Here is a 17,800-nt window from a genome sequence, read left to right as displayed (position 1 = left end):
CCGAGCAATTTCGATGGCACATCACTTTGGATTTTTGAAGCAATCCCGTGATTCAGTAGCGGATTTTCGGTGGTGAAGTTATCCCTATGATCACAAGACCTCGTGGCACACTCGAGATCGTCAGTGGTAAAAGGAAGGAGTCTATGTATTGCCAAAGCAACTCCAAAAAGAAAATGCTGTCCCGATCATACGATCGAAACAGCACACTCGTTACCAAATACACTTCCGAAGATGCAGTAGATTTACAACTTTCGGCAAATAGGCCTACTACTTGCAGGCCGCGATATTACTATGAACATCATAAGGGATGAGCTGTCCAAGCACCGAGAATTTCTCGTGTTTTGTTCGTTTTAGTTGTTCTAATTGGTGTAAACCGGAAACAAAAAAGCCAATGACCGCCGGACTGTCAACATATTCAGCTTTTTCATCGATTGGGCGCACTCTATTTGAATTAATTCACTCAAGTTTTGACGCCCAACTCTGATTGTATGGTTGTCACAGTTCTTAAGCCCGTATTGCACGTTTATCTCAATATTCGCGGCTAATCAGACTTCACAAGTGCGGCAGCTAATTTCGTTGACGCACTCATACAGCCTTTTAACCAGCAGTGGAGATCCATCCTCGATAAACAGTAATTGGTGGAAGCCATTTATGCACTTGATCGGTTGTCGGGCACTCTACTCGACGATCGGAGGCATCAGCGCACGCGTGCAGAAGCAGCGAAAGCGACTACGTTGTGCTGATGACCAAATCACAAGCCTTTAGGTGGACCAAGATCGTTCACGCCAACATAATAAATTGAAATTACACAACGAGATGAACTATGTGGTGCGGTCGAGAAGACACACTCTGTGCAGCAGAGCGTTGCAGGCTGAGGCACGAACAATTTAAACTCAACAACTTACCCGAGGTACCGTTGCCAGTCGCCGCATGCTGATGCAGAGAAACGCAAGTCAAATGTGGGGCTAATTGTGGGGCCAAAGGCAAGGAAATGAGTAGAGCAAGAAACAAACTAAGTGCGTCAAAGGTAAAGAACTTAGAAACTGGGACCCTATACGATGGGGGCGGTCTGCAACTTGAAAAGACATCCCGAAACTCAGGGAAATGGATCTACCGCTACAGCCGTTTTGGCAGAAGAAGAGATATGGGATTGGGACCCTACCCCAGCGTTAGTTTGGCTGGTGCCCGCGTGGCACGTGACCATTGGGAAAGCGTAAAGAACAATGGTTGTGATCCAATTGACGTTAGAGAAGAGGAATTAGCACAAAAGAAAATCGAACAGAATGCTTTTGATCCGATTTTCGAAGACGCTGTGTCAAGCTGCCTCCAACACAATGCGGCCAAATTGAAGAACGGTGGGGTTGCCGGCAGGTGGCGCTCTCCATTGGACACGCATGTAACTCCAAAACTGGGAAAGCGTCGTGTTTCCTCGTTAAACATCCAAGACATCATCCAAGTGTTGAAACCAATTTGGAAAAACCGCAAACCGACCGCCGACAAAGTAGTTCAAAGAACCAGAATGGTATTGAACTTCTGCTTGGATCAAGGCGCCAAAGTAGACCCTCTCATCGTGAATAAAGCGGTAGGCCGTCTCCCGATTGTCAATCATAAGACTGAAAACATCGAAGCCACCGCTTGGCTGAACGTGCCCGCCTTGTACCTCCGCTTGAATAAGCCGACGTCAAGCCATCTTGCCCTGAGGTTATTGATCCTGACTGCACAACGGGCTGACAGTGTTTGTGGAGCAAAGTTTGACGAGATTGAAGGTAACGTTTGGACCGTACCGGCAGAGCGCATGAAAAATACGGAGACCCAAGCACAAGACTTTCGCGTTCCTTTGTCACCTGAGGCGCTGCGTATTGTAGAGGAATGCAAGAAACGACAAAAAAACGGATTCCTGTTTCCAGGGCACCGGAGCAAACCGGTTCATGGGAATGCTCTCTTAAAGGCGCTTGATGGGCTAGGAGAACCTGGTCGACCTCACGGATTTCGAAGCAGTTTCAAAGACTGGCAGCGTGAAAATCGTCCTGGGCTTGAAGCGATTTCGGAAGCCTGCCTTGCTCACAAAGTTGGAAACAAGACAGAGCGGTCTTACCAGAGATCAGATTTACTGGAGCCTCGGCGCAGATTAACAGCCGAATGGTCAAGTTTTGTAATCGGCAACGCAGGTTGAATCGCCCGTCAAATCCTAGCTCAAGATCTGCTAGTTGAACACAACTTTGTGGGCAATTCGAAAGCACAGCCAACTCCACACAAACGTAGATACTGGACGGCAACGATTTCTCGAAAAGGTCATGAGAAGCCGCCCAAAGGTTAGCGTCGGTTTTGGACCCGGAGCGTCGTTTGTTGCGCAGTGCTTCAGTGACCGCAGCGCGGGACTTTGCTGCGATCTGCATTTTCACTCCGAAGGACCGAAGACAGCCCAAACCGGACATTCAACCCAAGACTTTGCAATTCTAGCTTTTAGCAGAACCGGACATGAGTGAATGGTGTTGCAGGCGCTCGACCAGATTTTCACAACGTGCGCGCAACTTGGGATTTATTCGGCTAGTGTTCTCATCCTATGCCCGAAGAAACGACGGCGAGCAGCATGCGACCGCACTGGCGCCGGTTTTTCAGCCCAGTTCTTTTACCGTTTTCTTAAAATCCGAAGGCGACATTCCGGACCATTTTCGGAAGGCCCTCGAAAACGCTGTGGAGTCCGCGTAACCAAGCCGCAGTGCGGTCTCACCAACGGACTTTCCTGCCGGACCCAGCAGCTTCTTTGCTTCTTCCAGTTTGACGCCAGATATGACCTGAGAGGCTGATTGCCCATATGGGGCCAGCCGCTTGTTCAATGTCTCCCGGTGGAAACCACATAGGCGCGCCAGTTCGTCTACACCAAATCCCGGCTCACCAAGATGAATCCGGATCAGGCCCTGAAGTCCGGCTAAGAAATCTTGAGGCGCATGCTGGTCGGGGGTAGCGCCTGGCAGGTCTGACGGGTTTTCCAATGTTTCCGAGAGTAACTGATGGCTCAGCCAGGTTGAGGGAAACCGGATCGAAAATCCCTGCGGGCTGCACTTGATGGCTTGAACACCATGAAAGTGCCTAGGTAGCACATCAGGTTCGCTTACCCGTAAAATGATTTGGCTCGGGTCCCACCTGAAATCCATAACCCGGTGCAATAGTGATATCCAAATGCTCGCCAGAAATGCGTCGGTCTGTCCCGGCGAAACTGAAAACTTGAAGTTCCGCTTGGCACTGAAATAAGCGTGCTCGCCTTCCACAAGCATAGACTGTGTGACCGCGTTGGATTCTTTCGAGACGGCTTGAGTGTAGCGCGTAAAGAAGTCACCCAGCGTCAACGCCTCGGCCAACATGTCACCAAGAGGCAGAAACCGAACAAGGTCGATTGATTGACCAACTTGCGCACAGAAGTCCGGTGATGTTGCGTCAGCAGCGGCTTGATGGATTTTATAAATCGTTTCGTGTGGCAGGAAATTCTGGCGATCCATCACCTGAACTTCGCTCACGCCAAGAGGGTCCAGAACGAAGGCTGGTTCAACACCGGCACCACGCAAAGCATCTACCACCGGTGCAGCAACCGATGCCCGAACCAGCGGCAAGGCCTTCTTTGTGTTTTGGTCAAATGCGTCCATGTCGCCCTCAAATATCATGAAGGTAACGACAGATAGACAGAAAACACACAAAAAGGTGCGAAAAGCTTGCAGAATGCAAAATCAATTTGGCGAAGCCCGTCATACTGTCAGGCAATATTCGGCGATCACTCTAAAATCACATTCAGAAATATACATCTGTGATTCGCATTTGGAGGACCTCGATGACGCCGAAACTCAAACGCATGGTGGCCACGACAGCCTTTTCTGCAAGCCTGGTAATCGCGGGCCAAGGATTTGCGCAGGAAGAGAGCTTTCCGATCCTATTTACCAACGTGCACGTGTTTAACGGTGTCGATGAACAGCGACTTGAGAACGCAAACGTTCTGGTCGTGGACAACCTGATCGCAGACGTATCAGCGGAACCACTGGCCGTCGCCAATGCCCAGATCATTGACGGTGGTGGTCGAACCCTGATGCCGGGCCTGATCGACGCACATGTGCATATGACAGTCACGGAACCCGTGGCCGATCTGCGCGATAACTTCGACTGGATGTACTGGGGTGCTGTATCAACAATTGAAGCTGAAAAAATGCTTATGCGAGGGTTCACAACAGTGCGGGATGCGGGCGGCCCGGCAATTGGCCTGCAAAAAGCGATTGATCGGGGTAAGGCCGTTGGCCCGCGTATCTACGCTTCTGGGCCTGTGATCTCGCAAACCTCGGGGCATGGAGAGCATCGCGTCTACACCGAACCCCATCCCAACTTCATGGGGGCGCAACCATCCTTCTTTAACCAGCACTTGGAATTCCTGGCCGATGGCGTGCCGGAAACGCTGCGCGCGACACGCGAAGCCCTGCGCCTTGGCGCTGTCCAGATCAAGGTGATGGCTGGCGGTGGGGTATCCTCTCAGGTTGATCCGTTACACACCGTTCAGGGTCTGCCGGAGGAGCTTGAGGCGTCTGTCCGGGCCGCTGCCGATTGGGGAACCTATGTCATGGTTCACGCCTATACAGACGAATCCATCGTGCGCTCGATTGAGGCAGGTGTGATCAGCATTGAACATGGACAACTGATGACCGAAGTCGGGGCTCAAGCGATCAAAGACGCGGATGCCTGGATTGTTCCGTTCTATTCTCTTCTGGGGATCGACGAGCAAACCATTGTTACTGCACTTGGGCCTGGGTCCGCCGAAAAGTTCCTCAGCGTGCAAGCGGGTGCGCGAAATCAGATGCAGTTGATCAAAGATTTCGGGATCGAGAACGTGGCGTTCTCCACGGACATTATCGGCGATCCCGTCGCGCTGACCAAGCAGAATGACGAGTTCAAATACAGGCTGGAGGCGTGGACTTCCTACGAAATCCTGCAACAGGCCACGTCAAAATCGGCGGCACTTCTGGCACTGTCAGGAAAACTCAACCCCTACACAGCAGGCCCGCTGGGCGTGATCGAACAAGGCGCATACGCCGATCTGCTGCTTGTGGAAGGGAACCCGGTCGAGGACGCCGAGATTCTGGTCGACTACACCAACAACATCGATCTGATCATGAAAGATGGCGTGATCTACAAGAATACACTCAATTGAGTGTCGCGCGGGGTGAATTTACCTCGGCATCCCGCGCCCCTTTAGTTTGACAAATGGGAGTACTGACACGTGAAAACACTGGCCTCACTGACAGCAATCGCTGGATTTTTTTCCTTGGCAGCAAGCGGCGCGTTGGCACAGGACGCGCTCCCGCAAACTTTGTTCACCAACGTGCATATCTTTGACGGAATTAGTGAAGAGCGGATCGAAAACGCAAATGTTCTGGTTGAAGGCAATCTCATAAAGACAGTCTCGACCGATGGTATTGATGCGCCCGACGCAACGCTTGTTGACGGGGGTGGTCGCACGCTGATGCCGGGCTTGATTGACAGTCACGTGCATCTCTACGCTACAGGGCTCGTGCAATCCTTCTCAGGCCTTCAGGCCGCCAAGTGGGATCAGATCGGTGCCACCGCGGCTGAAAATGCCCGCGACTATCTCTACGATGGTTATACCACGGTGCGGGATACTGGCGGAATGGGATCAGGTCTGCGCGAACTGATCGACAAGGGGATCGTCGACGGGCCACGTATCTATGCGTCAGGTGCGGCCATCGGCCCAACTTCTGGGCATGGTGACTGGCGAAACCCCGAGCAGCGAACCTTCAACATGGGTTCGGACGACGTCGCCAATACGTTCAACCTGTCCTATATTGCTGATGGTGCCGAGGAAATCCGGAAAGCATCGCGGCTTAACTTCGCGCACGGGGCGAGCTTCCTGAAACTGATGGCCGGTGGCGGTGTGTCATCCGAGCTCGATCCGCTTTGGTCCGTTGCTTACAATGTCGATGAGATCGCAACTGCGGTCGAGGCTGCGTCCTTCTTTGATACATATGTAACTGTCCACGCCTATACGGACGAAACGGTCACAATGGCTCTGGATGCGGGCGTCAAGTCACTGGAGCACGCTCAGATGGTGAGCGAGGAAACTGTGCAGCGGATTGCGGATGAGGGCATCTTTTGGGCCTTGAATGTGGCTGGAATGGACCCGGCGCTGCTTGATCACCCCAATTTCTCCATGCCGACGGTTAAACCGAAACTGGAAGAATATCTGGTCGGGTCAGAAAACGTCATTGAGTACATCAAGAAGTACAAGCCCAAGATCGTGCATAACGTCGACACCGTGCTGTCCACCATTGGGTTTGGCCGCGCGCACCGGGACTTTGAAAAGTACTACTTCGCTGAATTGCTGGGTAACCACGCCTTCCTGGTTGCAGCGACCTCGACTGGCGGTGAACTCGCCCAACTGACAGGGCGGCGGAACCCTTATCCCAACAAACTGGGCGTGATCGAAGAAGGGGCCTATGCAGACATCCTGATTGTCGATGGAAATCCGCTGGAGGACCTGTCGGTTCTTGGAGCAAATCCGAAGTGGTTTGATGCACCCGCGCGTGATCGAGGGTTCGAGACCATTCGCGTGATCATGAAAGACGGTGTCTTCTACAAGAATACACTCGAATGAACGGAGTATGCAGGAAATTGACACCTGCGTCTTGCGCCGTCGATCCTGAACAGGGGAGCGATCAATGAACAAGGCAATCGCAGTAACTCTTTGCGCAGTTGGGATTGGTGTTTCCGGAGCAGCGGCGGAGGAGTCTCATAGCCGATACTACCTGGGGATCGGGGAACCAAACCCCGATGCCTGGCAAATCATGATCGACAATCCGACCGACCGGGAAAAGGACATGGGCGCTGCCCTCGCCGCAATGGGCGGTGAGATGATCAGTTATTTCTGGGGACTGGCCGATGGCAAGAACTACATCACCGTCCGCTTCCCGGACGATCCGGGCATGGTGCAGGCCATGTATATTTCGCGTCTGAGCCAGGGGGTTCTGAAAGACTACACCTTCATCGAACTGATGACGAGCGCGGACATGGTCGAAGCCCTGAAGCGCGTGCCGGAATTTTCAACGCCGGTCGAATGAAGTTGGGAAGCAAAGGAACCATCTATGAAGATCGCCTACGGAATTCTCGCAGCCTTAGCAGTTGTGTTTTTCATCCTCGGAGGCAGCGATGCCCATGCCAAAGACAACAAGGGTAAAAAGCCGAACAAGGGGGGCAAGAACGGTGATGTCAGCATTCAGATAGAAGACAAACCCGGCAAAGGCCCAAAGGCTGTGCCGCCTGGTCAGATCAAGCGCTACACGCGCGGTGCCAAGCTCCCATCTGATCTGGAGTTCGAGGATATTGGGGACCTTTCCAAATGGAAGCTGAAGGAACCGGGCAAAGGAAACCGTTACATCCAGGTCGATGGCGAAGTCCTCGAAGTTACGAATGACCTGTCTACCGTTGTTGATGCCGTTGGCATCGTCGGTGATCTTCTCAACTAGACGAAAGTACGATGTTTCAGGGCAAGAACTACCTCGTTTGTCCTGACGCTGGCTGGGGCGATCATTTTGTGGACCCCGGCCCAAGTTCAAAACCCGGATCCGAGGCGCTACGATGATAAAGGCCCTTCTTGTTCTTTTTGCGCTTGCTACCTTTTCGTCAGCACGCGCCCCACTCGCTCAGGAAAACGGTGCAACTGAAGTCCCGCAAACAATACGCTTTGAGGGCTATGTACAGCCAAGTCGCGAAGCAGAGCTGTCGCCACTGGTCGACAATGTGGTCACCCGAATTACGTTTCACGCCGGCCAATATGTTCAGCAAGGCGACCTTCTGTTCGAGTTTGGCAAGAAAGGTCCCTTCATCGAAATGCGGCTAAGCGAAACAGCTCTGAAGGATGCGACAGCCCAACTCAGGCTCGCCGACGCTGAATTGGCCCGAAAAAAGGAACTGTACCTGAAAGAGCTGATACCGGAAGCGGAGTTGCAGCTTTCCCAGGTGAACCGCGATCTTGCTGAAATCGCAGCTGAACGGGCGGGCCTCGCTTATGAAGGGGCACAGCTTGCGTATAGCTTCACCGAGTTACATGCGCCTTTTTCGGGGATTATCAGCCAACCGCATGTCAGGCAGTATCAGTATCTGAGTACGGAAAGACGGGGGGACGAAACGCTGGCGATACTATCGGATATCGACCCGGTCTACGTTGTCGTCAAAGTGCCCTACGAGGAATTCACCAAAAGGCGTCAAGTATTTGAGACAGATGCAGAAGCATTTGAAGGGCTCAGTCTCTCTTTGCAGATGCCAGACGGAGAATTGTACCCCTACGAGGGTTATTACTTTGGTGGGGCATTCAAGGTTAATCCCAAAACGCAGCTGATGGATGTGTGGGCCGAGTTCCCGAATCCAGAGTTGCTGCTTCGCCCAGGGGCAAAAGTCACCGTCATTTCGAGTCTGAGGAACTGAATGTTGACGCGCCGGAGCCGGTGGCGTGGTGTGCTGTCTGGCCTATGATTGAGGAGCATATGACAATGCGTTTTTCTTTTGCAATAATCGCCGCGTGCTTAATAGCATGGCCGGCTCATTCCGAAGTTGCACGTATCGAATGGGCAGACTTGATCGACGAAACCGCTCAGGACTACGAAGATCCATTCGTCGAATTGACTGGCAAACAGCTTAACGCGCTTCGCAAATTGGTCCGGTTGCGCGCGCAGCTAGAGAACGGCGGATCGACGCCAGAGCTGTTTGATCAAATTCAAGCGGATATCGAGGCGACTGAAGCAACCCTTTCTGAGGAAGGCGTTGATGCGGACTGGCTGATTTCCCAACGCTGGGTTGTGATGGAAAGACGTGAGAAGGCGGGCACGGCCGCCAATGTCGACATCGATGGCGTGACCGTTTCATTGGGCGGATTTGTGATCCCGGCCCCCCGCGACGAAGATGGCTCCCAAATGGCATATATCGTGCCGGAACGTGGAATGTGCAGCCACGTGCCGCCTCCGCCTCCGAACCAGATGGTGCGTTTGCGCCTGAGTGAAGCCTGGGCGCCATCGACAGTCTACGAACCCATCGTTGTAACCGGTCAAATCAGGATTGACCCGACGCAGAGGGAAATGCTGGTTGTTGATGGTCCCGTCCTCATGAAGGCTGCGTTTACTTTAGAGGTCGATGACGTGCAGACTTTTGGACCAATCCAGACTTCCGAAGAGGCTGCGACCAATAGGGAACGTGTGTTGATGGGAAGGATCAAGGCGACTGGCGGGGCTTCCAGAGACGATGATTAACGCAATCCTCGCTGGATTTGCTGTCAGGTGCCGGGTGTCTGCGGTCGCCCACTGCAAAAATCCAGCCACCCGAAATTGTGAAACAGGGCGCACTTCGGGTGGCCACGAAATTCATCCACGGAGCATTCAAAATGAACCGGAACCAGCGAAATCGGATCGTGCATGTTTGCCTTTGCGCGTTGCTGTTTATCTTTCCATTCATTGCGTTTGGCCAGGAAACGGATGAAGTATCCGCTGCTGAAACTGAGTTCTTCGCGTTGGCAGTTGATGAAAACACGACCGTTGATGAACTCGAAATACTGGTCGTGCCATTAACCGCCGAAGAATTGTCCGATGCATCAGCGGCTTGGCAGACTCATGTTCGCAATCAGGCCGAAGAATTTGCCCAGATAAATCTGAACTTGCAGAAAGCAAATAAGGAAAACGAAGACAAACTGAGATTAGAACTGTCAGCTTTTGTAGCGACCTCAAATGCGACGCTCGAAAAATATAGGACTGTTCTTGAGGCTTGGTCAAAAAAAGGAGCAGCCCCGGAGGATCTCAAACCCCATCTTGACTACCTGTCGGCGCTTCAAACCAGTGCGATAACATCGGTTGATTTCACGACGCTGGTGCAGAGCGCCTTCGCATGGCTGGTCGCATTCGACGGGGGGATGCGAATTGTCCTTGGGGTATTGGGCGTTCTGGTTGCTGTCTGGACGATGATGTTTGTTGCCCGCTTCGTGCGCAGGATGGCACAGCGCGGTCTTGATAGAGTTCCGACACTGTCTCGAATGTTAAAGAGGTTTCTGGCCACCGCAGTTTTTTGGGCGGTTTTTGTGTTGGGTATCCTGATTGTCCTGGCCTTGTTCGGCGTGAACGTAACACCGTTATTCGCGGTATTCGGCGGCTTGTCGTTCATTTTGGGCTTCGCGTTGCAGGAAACTCTGGGCAACCTTGCAAGCGGCCTGATGATAATGGTCCTCAAGCCCTTCGATACCGGCGATTATATCGAAGTCGGCGGATCATCCGGGTTTGTGGATGAGATGTCCGTTGTTTCCACAAAGATCCGTACATTCGACAATCAGATCATCGTTGTTCCAAACAGCAAAATCTGGGGGGACGTGATTACCAATGTAAGCGCATCAGACGAGCGGCGTGTCGATCTCGTGTTTGGCATAGCATATTCTGACAATGCCGCTCATGCCATTGCCGTTTTGAAGGAACTGGTCAAAAACCACGATCTTTGCCTCAGCTCGCCAAAAGCCGAGGTATTTGTTGGAGAATTGGGGGACAACTCGGTCAACATATTCTGCCGTCCGTGGTCTAAATCCGATGACTATTGGACGGTGTACTGGGACCTAACCGGGCAAGCAAAGGAACGTTTTGATCAGGAAGGTATATCCATTCCGTTTCCGCAACGCGATGTTCACCTGATACCAGCCGAAGGTGTCTAATCTTGAAGACGTTAGCAATCTGGATTCCGCCAATTCTGCGCATCTGCGGTGTCGCGCCGGGTCAATCAAATACCACTGCTCAAACATAGAGGAAGAGGACCCAAGGCGATCACCCACTCAACGCGCAAAAGTGCGTAGCTTTGGCGACTTGCGCGTGTAGGGCCGGCTTTCCAGCCGATTAGAATTTGCCAGAGTTGTTCCACGTCTCTTTCGGGCCGATCTGTTCCTGAACATCCCAATGTTCGACGATCTTTCCGCGCTTGAGCCGGAACAAGTCAAAGACGGCCCAATCGTCCTCGTCGTGTTTTACATGGCTAAAAGCAACCACAAAATTTCCTTGGCCTAGTAGTCGGTGAACTTTGATGTATTGCCCGGTTTTTCCACCATTCGTCATCTCTCCAAGATGCTTGGAGAAAGCTTCCAATCCGTCGTCAATTTCTGGGTTGTGCTGATCGTATTGCTCGGTCGATATGTAGTCATTCACAAGATCGGTGCGCCCTGCAATCAGGACATTGTCGATGAACCCTTGCACCACGGTCTTGTTGGCCTCGGTGAAATCGAGATCTTCGATTTCGGTTGGGCCATCCACCATGCTGCGGCCCGAGACGGTTGGCCATGTATACTTGGCAATCACATCCCAATGCTCGATGATTTTACCGTCCTCGTCGGTATCAAAGATATCGGCCGTTACCCACTGGGCTTCACCGTTATTGAGGCTCTGATACACATGCACGAAGACGAAATTTCCGTCCTCGATGGTGCGCAGAACCTGAATGTCGCGCACCGGATTCCGCTCAAGAAAAGGCGTGAAAAACTCGATGAAACCTTCCTTACCATCACGTACACCCGTTGAATGTTGCGTGTAGCGATCCCCGGTAAATTTATCGAGCGCCTCGGCCATTTTGCCGTCACGAATGCCTTCCAGATAAAGGCCCTTGGCATTTGCCACGCGGATACTGTCAGTCACAAAATGCACTCCTGTGTCATAGAAATGGTTTTAGCTAATACCAACAATGCTCAGCACCGTTTCACGGTCAGACCAAACAACGAAAGCGGACAAGGTGCCTGTGACCATGGCGGGAACGCCTTCTTTCCAGGTGTCCCAGATCAGATGACAACCAACTGCACCGATGGACGTGCCAAGAATTGCCAGCGCGCCCAAGGTTCCGATCCAGGATCCCTGAAACCAGATCGCGACTGCACCAAACAATTCAACCCCGCCAACCAAGGTCATGATCTGGCGGTTTAATCCGTACTTGATGAACATCGCCAATTGGGTTTCGAATATGAACTTCTGCCAGCCGAAGATCTTGATCGAGCTTGCGAACAGGAAGAAGACGGACAGCAGTCCGACGAAAACCGTGATCGGAGTCATTCCGCAGCCTCCTGAACCAGGCACGAAAAATCCGCTCCGAGAGCATCCAAAAACGTTTCCTGCGCGGTGGCTACGGCAGCATTCATTGCGTTGGCCAACGCTCCAATGTCCGACGGGTCGACGACAGTTCTCAGTGGTCTTTTGCCGTAGGGCAGGTTCAACAGATCGGCGATGGCATCGGCAACCATTGCAGGGGACGCCTCAGAAAAGCTTTTTTGCGCCAACCCCATGAAGCGTCCGGCCATTGCTTGTGCTTGTTCCAACGTTGGGCCGTATCCAGCCAACCGTTCCGGCTCACCCGTTGGCGGTGATTTCTGCATAATGCCAGTATCAAATGCGCCGGGTTGAACGATAAGGGCTTCCAGTCCCAAAGGTGCGAGTTCAAGAGCATAGGTCTCGGCGACCAGTTCCAGCGCCGCTTTACTGGCTGAGTAAAAACCGCTCATCGGCAACGCAAACCGCGACATGTCACTGGTGATGCTGATTACTGTGCCAAAACCCTGGGCCCTCATATTGGGAAGCACTGCGCGCAGCACACGAACCGGTCCCAGCACGTTCACATTCAGCATGTTCTGAAATCGTGCCGCAGAAATGGTCTCGTTGAGTCCGCCAACATATATCCCGGCATTGTTGATCACGACATCAAGTGGTCCATCCAGCTTTAACATCAGATTGGCAATTGCGCTGTCTACGCTGGCGTCACTGCTGACATCCAGTTCGATGGGACAAACTTGCCCGGATACTGCCTCCAGACTGGCCGCCACTTCGGCGTTTCGCCCCTTCAAAGCACGCATTCCGGCAAATACAGAATGACCTTCGCCCGCAAGTCTGATGGCCATTTCTTTTCCGAAGCCGCTGCTGGCCCCAGTGATCAGAATATTCATCTTTCTGTTCCTCTTGTGGTCGAGAGTAAGATGGCAATCGATAGACATAATTGGAAATAATCATTATTTCTTCTTGGTATGAATGAAATTGATGGAATTGATCTCAATCTACTGAAATCTCTGCAAGCGCTCATTTCGGAACGGCATGTTGGACGTGCTGCGCAGCGAATGAACGTAACGCAACCTGCAATGAGTCATACTCTGGCAAGGTTGCGCCGCCTGTTTGACGACCCTCTGTTCGTCAAGCAAGGGCGCGAAATGGTGCCTACGGCGCGCACCCTGGACCTTGCGGCACGGTTGAACACGATCCTTTCTGAGATCAGCGTGCTGACTGCACCGGTGACGTTCTCACCTGAAAACGCGAGCGCAACTATTCGAATTCATGCCCATGATTTTATTGCCACCAGTTTTCTTGCAAAGGCGGTTCGGCGTATTCGAGAGCAAGCACCAGGGATCGTTTTCGAAATTCACAGCTATTCGGATCACAGCTACCAGATGCTCGATTCCGGTGATGCCGATTTGATCATTGGCGCAGGACTTCAGGCAATTCCGAAGTTTCTTCAAAAGCTGCTACTGCGCGAGCGCCTTCTGTGCCTATTGGACCGAACCCACCCAGCTTTGAACAGCTGGAATGCTGAGACAGTCTTTCTATATCCACATGTCCGGCTGAGCCTGATGGCGAAACAAGATGACCCAGTGCATCTCTATGGCAAGGAGCAGGGTTTGCCCCTACGTCAGGTCGGGTTGGTGACGGATAGCCTGCACCTGCAACCCGCCTTCCTGGAAGGAACAAATCTAATCGCATTTGTGCCGGAAACGCTTGCCCAAACCGCCGCCATCAACGGAAATCTAATCACGCGCGATTGCCCTTTCCCCCTGCCGGAATTGGGAATCCGTGCAATTTGGCACGAACGAGACACACGATCTCCCCTTCTCAGCTGGATCCGCAGCCAGTTGGATGTTTAACGGTTTGTGGAAATTAACACTTCTCTTTGTTGTTAAATTTGCACTGAAACCAGCGATGTTGCACGCCAACTCGTAGGAATAAGAGCTTCAAGGGCAGCGTAAGTTCTAGTCGATCAAAGAAGAAACTATGGATTTTATGTCAGATTTTTAGTTTCCCGTAGACTAGATTGAAGTGTCCCACAGATCAGCTTCGCTGTGCTCGAAGGTCGGCTGCGAGAACCGAGTCAACAGCATCCGGACAATCTGTCCAACGACAGCTCTGGGCTGAAAGCCGAAAATTTGCAAAGTCCACTTTCTGCGCTTTGGCGACGTTTCAAAAGTGTGTCATTACTAACAGATCTTTTCATATGCGCGCACGAAAGACTCGAACTCGAAACCTTCCGCCTACATGTCGTGCACACCAGCTAATGTTTCAGCGGCAGTGTTTCAAACCTTTGTACTTCCTCAAGAAGCCTTACGACGAAGCGAACGCTTACAGCTTTGCTCCCGTAAGGCCTCTGGATAACTTTTGTAATCTGGTCGACGCAGTCTTCAGGCATTGATCGCCTACTGATTTCTTTTTCAATGAACATCGCCAATTGAGCTTCACTCGGAGGGTCAACGTAAATTGCACGAACACGAGACCGGAGCAATGCAGGAAGAACGCTGGCGTCATTGGCAGTCATTAACCAGTTGATCCGACTCATATCGAATCCAGTTTGAAAATAAGGGCAGTGCCAATCAACGGCCGATACAGGTTCCAACAAGCCAAGCAAAGCAGAGTGCATAGAAGTGCTATGTCCACTAGTACCAAAGGCTGTCCCGGCCTTATCGACCTCGTCGATTACGACCATTGGGTTCGCCACTTTAGTGGACAACATAGCATTCAATGGTCGCCCACATTCGGCCCCGCCCCAGCCACGACTTAAGCCGGCGACGGGAAAACCCTCCGATCCTGCTCCGCCATCAATATGAACCACCGGTAGGTGCGAGAGTTCTGCAATCCGACGTACGAGATGCGTTTTGCCAAGGCCCGCTCCTCCTACTAAAAGTGTTGGTCGCAGTTTCAAACCCACACCATGCTCAATGATGCTATGGCGCATGTCCAACCAAAGTTCGTTGATGACCTCCATCATCCAAGGCATCTCGTCATACAACACAGCCGCGATTTCATCGACTTGATGTTCAGAAGATGGACCACCCACAGCAACTCCGCTTGTAACAGGCCGCAACATCTTTCTGTCAGCTCGGGACAGATGCCGACCTTGAGAATACTTGCCACGGGCTTCGATAATTTTCTTGGCGCGACGGCGGATCGTGTCAGTGTCCTGCCATGTCACACGCTTTGGCTCTTCGGTTTTGCCTTCTTTGGAGCTTGAGTACCGGAGTTCTTCCAAGTGGTTCCTCAAACGTCTTTCAATGTCATCATCCTCGGTTTCGAACAGCTTTAGATCAGTAAGCAACGGAACAATTCTTGGCATGTGAACACCTTCACGAGAGTGTCGCAGGTGATAAAATCCAAGGAGGTTTGTTTGGAAACTCTAAGCCTGCATTCAATAGATATCGACCAGCAAAACTGCTGGTCATATCAGATGAATGAGGATCCGATTTCTGTTCATTCGTGTAACATATTGTAATACTTACGGAAGTACAATGGGCAGCCTGATTTTAGTTGGAAAATGTGCTTGAAGATGGCCTGCTGGTTTTGCCGGAAATTCTATTCATCGAATTCTTGAGCCAATCTAAAACTCCGCTCATTCTGGAGGCCCAACGTCTTAGAGTTCTCGCAATTTCTTTCTGGCCAAATCGTCCTAGTTGAACCCTTTTTTGGCATGGGGAACTTTGCTCACGCTCCTTTTGAATTTGCCGGAGCGTCTTCAGAACGTTTGGCGAGGCGATTACCGTGTAACTCTGAACATCAGCATCACGGAACAATCGCATGATGTCATCGGCAATTGGAGAAAGGAATTCTTTTAAATCGAACGGTTTTCCAGTGTTCACCTCCCAGGCAAGTCGAGCGATCCGATTAACCTCAAACAGACTCCCCAGAACACCTTTCCCAGAACCAGGTTCGAAGGTTTCTTCACAAAAGCCCTGGACGTACCCAAAAGCCATCAGGCGGCCATCTGGTGACGCAACAGGGTGACCGCAGCCACAGAAGATATTATTCGCATTGTCCCCGGTCTTTGGCTTCTGCGTGTCTTGCCTCCTGCCCCCCTTGCGATCCACCCGTTCTATGGCCCCTGTTTCGCGCCTACCAACTTTTTTCACCAGACAGACAGAAAGACGGCTGGTGTTTTCACATTGGGAGAATTTCGTACGCCGCCCCTGCGCTTTTAGTTCCTGCATTGTCTCCTTCAGCAAACCTTCCGTTCTGGTAAGACGCCGCCCCTTGGAGACATTCAGATAAGCTTCGAACACCTTTTTGTTTTCAGACATGGCAATCTCATATGCTGTCGTGCTTGGCTTGGTTCCATATCGGATGGATCGGGCGACATCCTGATGAGCAATGCGCTTCAGATGAACGCCGGCCTTACTTTGCAACCAAGGAGAATTTTCCTTGATGAACGCCAATGCTCTTTGACGATGAACATCACCAAGATCGAAAGTCAGGAGAATATGAAAATGCAGGTAGAAGGTTTCCGATTCAGGCTGAAATGGCGCTTCTAACTGAGCATACACAAAGTCACCCAGGCCAGATTTTCTGAGTGCAGTTTTGAGCGTGTTCATGCGCTTGAATGCCAATTCCACGCCGGCGCTATAGGAATCAATAGGAATTCTGTCTTCGAGCGCTGGAAAGGTCAGCGCCGCTAACTGCGCCTTGCCCTGCACTTTGGTTTCATAATGGTATTGGAGATTGGCCGCTGTCTGTGTTGTATCCACCATGGCAACCGAAGGCAGCCGCTTGTCGTGTTTGAATGCTGGGTAACATATTGCCAGGTATTCGTTGTCTGGTAGACCTAGTAGGAATTGTGCCGCTTTCTTCTTACCAGGTCTGTATAAGTCGTGACCTACTTCAGCCGCCATCTCGGCAATAACAGCAGACATTTTCCGATACCTTTCGGAGCCTAAACCAAGGCGAAAACCGCCGTGATACTCAACTTTTCTTCCCACCTGGCGCAGCGTCTTTGGCGGGAGCACTTCATGCCCATAAATGTGTTTAGCTTGCCCACTATTCTGCTTGAGTTTTTGGTGATCGCGCCTTCGTTGGGCACATCTTCTTTGTGCGCGGAATTTTCCCGCGTTGTTCTTTTTCACAACTTTTTCCTTCGATCACGGACCAAAGGACGGCTGTTGTTTCCAGCTAAATTGACTCCGTGCCTCTGATCACAATTTCTCGCGAACGGGGCTTTGTCACTCCGACTTCCGGGATGTGGCCACGGCCTGTACTCGCCAGTAAGCAAATGGCACGAATGCGGTTTAAAACTTTTAAAAGGATTAGCTGCGTTTAGATCACTTAAAGGATCGCATTCTGTACTCGGGCTTCAGAACGGACGAGTTGAGAGCGTTGCCAAAAACCAAAATCTGGGGGCTCTCTGCATTACTTCATACAAAAGAAAACAATTTCCCCCAGCAGGTAAGAAATTTCCACAAAGGCTATTTAGTCGGTTTAGCCTTCCTTTTTGAATCTTCCGGCCATCCTCTCGGCTTCCAAACCGACCCGCACAAGTTCTCGGATTGCTGCGGAACGCCCATAAATCCCATTTTGGTGGGTGTACTCCTTGATGTCTGACAACTCCTCGTCCGTCATCAGTATCTGTAATCTTTGCGGGGGGCTTTTACCGAGTTTCTTCATATAGCCAAAATAGCATTATACACACAGTGCGTCAAATGCTTGACAGGACATTAAACACACTATACACACTATAC

General features: G+C 51.6%; 15 protein-coding genes. 9 read left to right on the top strand and 6 right to left on the bottom strand.

Translation table 11 applies throughout. The features are described from left to right. The first annotated feature begins 991 nt into the window (after nucleotides 1-991). Complete coding sequence (locus ACR0MQ_RS00615) at nucleotides 992-2,173, top strand: tyrosine-type recombinase/integrase (protein ID WP_480603780.1); 1,182 nt, start codon at nucleotides 992-994, stop codon at nucleotides 2,171-2,173. A gap of 442 nt (nucleotides 2,174-2,615) precedes the next feature. Here the strand turns inward: ACR0MQ_RS00615 and ACR0MQ_RS00610 are convergent, their stop codons facing one another. Beyond that, the gene (locus ACR0MQ_RS00610; RefSeq protein ID WP_480603777.1) at nucleotides 2,616-3,641 is read right to left on the bottom strand and encodes a helix-turn-helix domain-containing protein; all 1,026 of its coding nucleotides are present in this window, start codon (nucleotides 3,639-3,641) and stop codon (nucleotides 2,616-2,618) included. 182 nt (nucleotides 3,642-3,823) lie between these two features. On the opposite strand from ACR0MQ_RS00610, the gene ACR0MQ_RS00605 reads away from it, so the two are divergent. The 7 genes from ACR0MQ_RS00605 (at nucleotide 3,824) to ACR0MQ_RS00575 (ending at nucleotide 10,726) form a co-directional block, all read left to right on the top strand. Next, nucleotides 3,824-5,185 carry a metal-dependent hydrolase family protein gene (locus ACR0MQ_RS00605; protein WP_480592359.1) on the top strand — a complete coding sequence of 454 codons (1,362 nt, stop codon included), beginning with the start codon at nucleotides 3,824-3,826 and terminating at the stop codon, nucleotides 5,183-5,185. A 69-nt stretch (nucleotides 5,186-5,254) separates the two neighbouring features. Then, nucleotides 5,255-6,646: a metal-dependent hydrolase family protein gene (locus ACR0MQ_RS00600; protein ID WP_480592361.1), complete on the top strand. Its 1,392-nt coding sequence runs from the start codon at nucleotides 5,255-5,257 to the stop codon at nucleotides 6,644-6,646. A gap of 64 nt (nucleotides 6,647-6,710) precedes the next feature. Then, the gene (locus tag ACR0MQ_RS00595) at nucleotides 6,711-7,109 is read left to right on the top strand and encodes a hypothetical protein (RefSeq protein ID WP_480603774.1); all 399 of its coding nucleotides are present in this window, start codon (nucleotides 6,711-6,713) and stop codon (nucleotides 7,107-7,109) included. A gap of 24 nt (nucleotides 7,110-7,133) precedes the next feature. After that, nucleotides 7,134-7,514, top strand: a complete 381-nt coding sequence (locus ACR0MQ_RS00590) for a hypothetical protein (protein ID WP_480603772.1) — start codon at nucleotides 7,134-7,136, stop codon at nucleotides 7,512-7,514. A gap of 112 nt (nucleotides 7,515-7,626) precedes the next feature. After that, nucleotides 7,627-8,472: an efflux RND transporter periplasmic adaptor subunit gene (locus tag ACR0MQ_RS00585; protein WP_480603769.1), complete on the top strand. Its 846-nt coding sequence runs from the start codon at nucleotides 7,627-7,629 to the stop codon at nucleotides 8,470-8,472. A 65-nt stretch (nucleotides 8,473-8,537) separates the two neighbouring features. Then, nucleotides 8,538-9,290 carry a DUF3299 domain-containing protein gene (locus tag ACR0MQ_RS00580; protein WP_480603766.1) on the top strand — a complete coding sequence of 251 codons (753 nt, stop codon included), beginning with the start codon at nucleotides 8,538-8,540 and terminating at the stop codon, nucleotides 9,288-9,290. 131 nt (nucleotides 9,291-9,421) lie between these two features. Further along, nucleotides 9,422-10,726, top strand: coding sequence for a mechanosensitive ion channel family protein (locus tag ACR0MQ_RS00575; protein ID WP_480603763.1), 1,305 nt, complete (start codon nucleotides 9,422-9,424; stop codon nucleotides 10,724-10,726). A 178-nt stretch (nucleotides 10,727-10,904) separates the two neighbouring features. Here the strand turns inward: ACR0MQ_RS00575 and ACR0MQ_RS00570 are convergent, their stop codons facing one another. The 3 genes from ACR0MQ_RS00570 to ACR0MQ_RS00560 are packed head-to-tail and all read right to left on the bottom strand — an operon-like array spanning nucleotide 10,905 to nucleotide 12,985. Beyond that, on the bottom strand, nucleotides 10,905-11,693 hold the full coding sequence (locus ACR0MQ_RS00570; RefSeq protein WP_480603760.1) for a nuclear transport factor 2 family protein: 789 nt from the start codon (nucleotides 11,691-11,693) through the stop codon (nucleotides 10,905-10,907). A gap of 30 nt (nucleotides 11,694-11,723) precedes the next feature. Then, the gene (locus tag ACR0MQ_RS00565) at nucleotides 11,724-12,101 is read right to left on the bottom strand and encodes a DoxX family protein (protein ID WP_480603757.1); all 378 of its coding nucleotides are present in this window, start codon (nucleotides 12,099-12,101) and stop codon (nucleotides 11,724-11,726) included. After that, nucleotides 12,098-12,985, bottom strand: coding sequence for an SDR family NAD(P)-dependent oxidoreductase (locus ACR0MQ_RS00560; RefSeq protein ID WP_480603754.1), 888 nt, complete (start codon nucleotides 12,983-12,985; stop codon nucleotides 12,098-12,100). Before ACR0MQ_RS00560 ends, ACR0MQ_RS00565 begins: the two co-directional genes overlap by 4 nt. A 78-nt stretch (nucleotides 12,986-13,063) precedes the next feature. Between ACR0MQ_RS00560 and ACR0MQ_RS00555 the strand changes: the two genes are divergently transcribed. Beyond that, nucleotides 13,064-13,951: a LysR family transcriptional regulator gene (locus tag ACR0MQ_RS00555; protein WP_480603751.1), complete on the top strand. Its 888-nt coding sequence runs from the start codon at nucleotides 13,064-13,066 to the stop codon at nucleotides 13,949-13,951. A 404-nt stretch (nucleotides 13,952-14,355) separates the two neighbouring features. Here ACR0MQ_RS00555 and ACR0MQ_RS00550 read toward each other — a convergent pair whose 3' ends face one another. Next, complete coding sequence (locus tag ACR0MQ_RS00550) at nucleotides 14,356-15,327, bottom strand: AAA family ATPase (protein WP_480603748.1); 972 nt, start codon at nucleotides 15,325-15,327, stop codon at nucleotides 14,356-14,358. A 271-nt stretch (nucleotides 15,328-15,598) separates the two neighbouring features. Beyond that, complete coding sequence (locus ACR0MQ_RS00545) at nucleotides 15,599-17,188, bottom strand: hypothetical protein (protein ID WP_480603745.1); 1,590 nt, start codon at nucleotides 17,186-17,188, stop codon at nucleotides 15,599-15,601. Nucleotides 17,189-17,800 lie beyond the last annotated feature (612 nt).

It is taken from the genome of Ruegeria sp. AN6, assembly GCF_056540425.1.
The sequence above is the reverse complement of the archived record's forward strand: the minus strand, read 5'-3'. Positions and strand labels throughout refer to the sequence as shown.

Excerpts from the sequence above, each read along its gene's own strand:
- ACR0MQ_RS00615 (WP_480603780.1), top strand. The coding sequence starts at position 992 with ATGAGTAGAGCAAGAAACAAACTAAGTGCGTCAAAGGTAAAGAACTTA.
- ACR0MQ_RS00610 (WP_480603777.1), bottom strand. The coding sequence starts at position 3,641 with ATGGACGCATTTGACCAAAACACAAAGAAGGCCTTGCCGCTGGTTCGG.
- ACR0MQ_RS00605 (WP_480592359.1), top strand. The coding sequence starts at position 3,824 with ATGACGCCGAAACTCAAACGCATGGTGGCCACGACAGCCTTTTCTGCA.
- ACR0MQ_RS00595 (WP_480603774.1), top strand. The coding sequence starts at position 6,711 with ATGAACAAGGCAATCGCAGTAACTCTTTGCGCAGTTGGGATTGGTGTT.
- ACR0MQ_RS00590 (WP_480603772.1), top strand. The coding sequence starts at position 7,134 with ATGAAGATCGCCTACGGAATTCTCGCAGCCTTAGCAGTTGTGTTTTTC.
- ACR0MQ_RS00585 (WP_480603769.1), top strand. The coding sequence starts at position 7,627 with ATGATAAAGGCCCTTCTTGTTCTTTTTGCGCTTGCTACCTTTTCGTCA.
- ACR0MQ_RS00580 (WP_480603766.1), top strand. The coding sequence starts at position 8,538 with ATGCGTTTTTCTTTTGCAATAATCGCCGCGTGCTTAATAGCATGGCCG.
- ACR0MQ_RS00575 (WP_480603763.1), top strand. The coding sequence starts at position 9,422 with ATGAACCGGAACCAGCGAAATCGGATCGTGCATGTTTGCCTTTGCGCG.
- ACR0MQ_RS00565 (WP_480603757.1), bottom strand. The coding sequence starts at position 12,101 with ATGACTCCGATCACGGTTTTCGTCGGACTGCTGTCCGTCTTCTTCCTG.
- ACR0MQ_RS00560 (WP_480603754.1), bottom strand. The coding sequence starts at position 12,985 with ATGAATATTCTGATCACTGGGGCCAGCAGCGGCTTCGGAAAAGAAATG.
- ACR0MQ_RS00555 (WP_480603751.1), top strand. The coding sequence starts at position 13,064 with ATGAATGAAATTGATGGAATTGATCTCAATCTACTGAAATCTCTGCAA.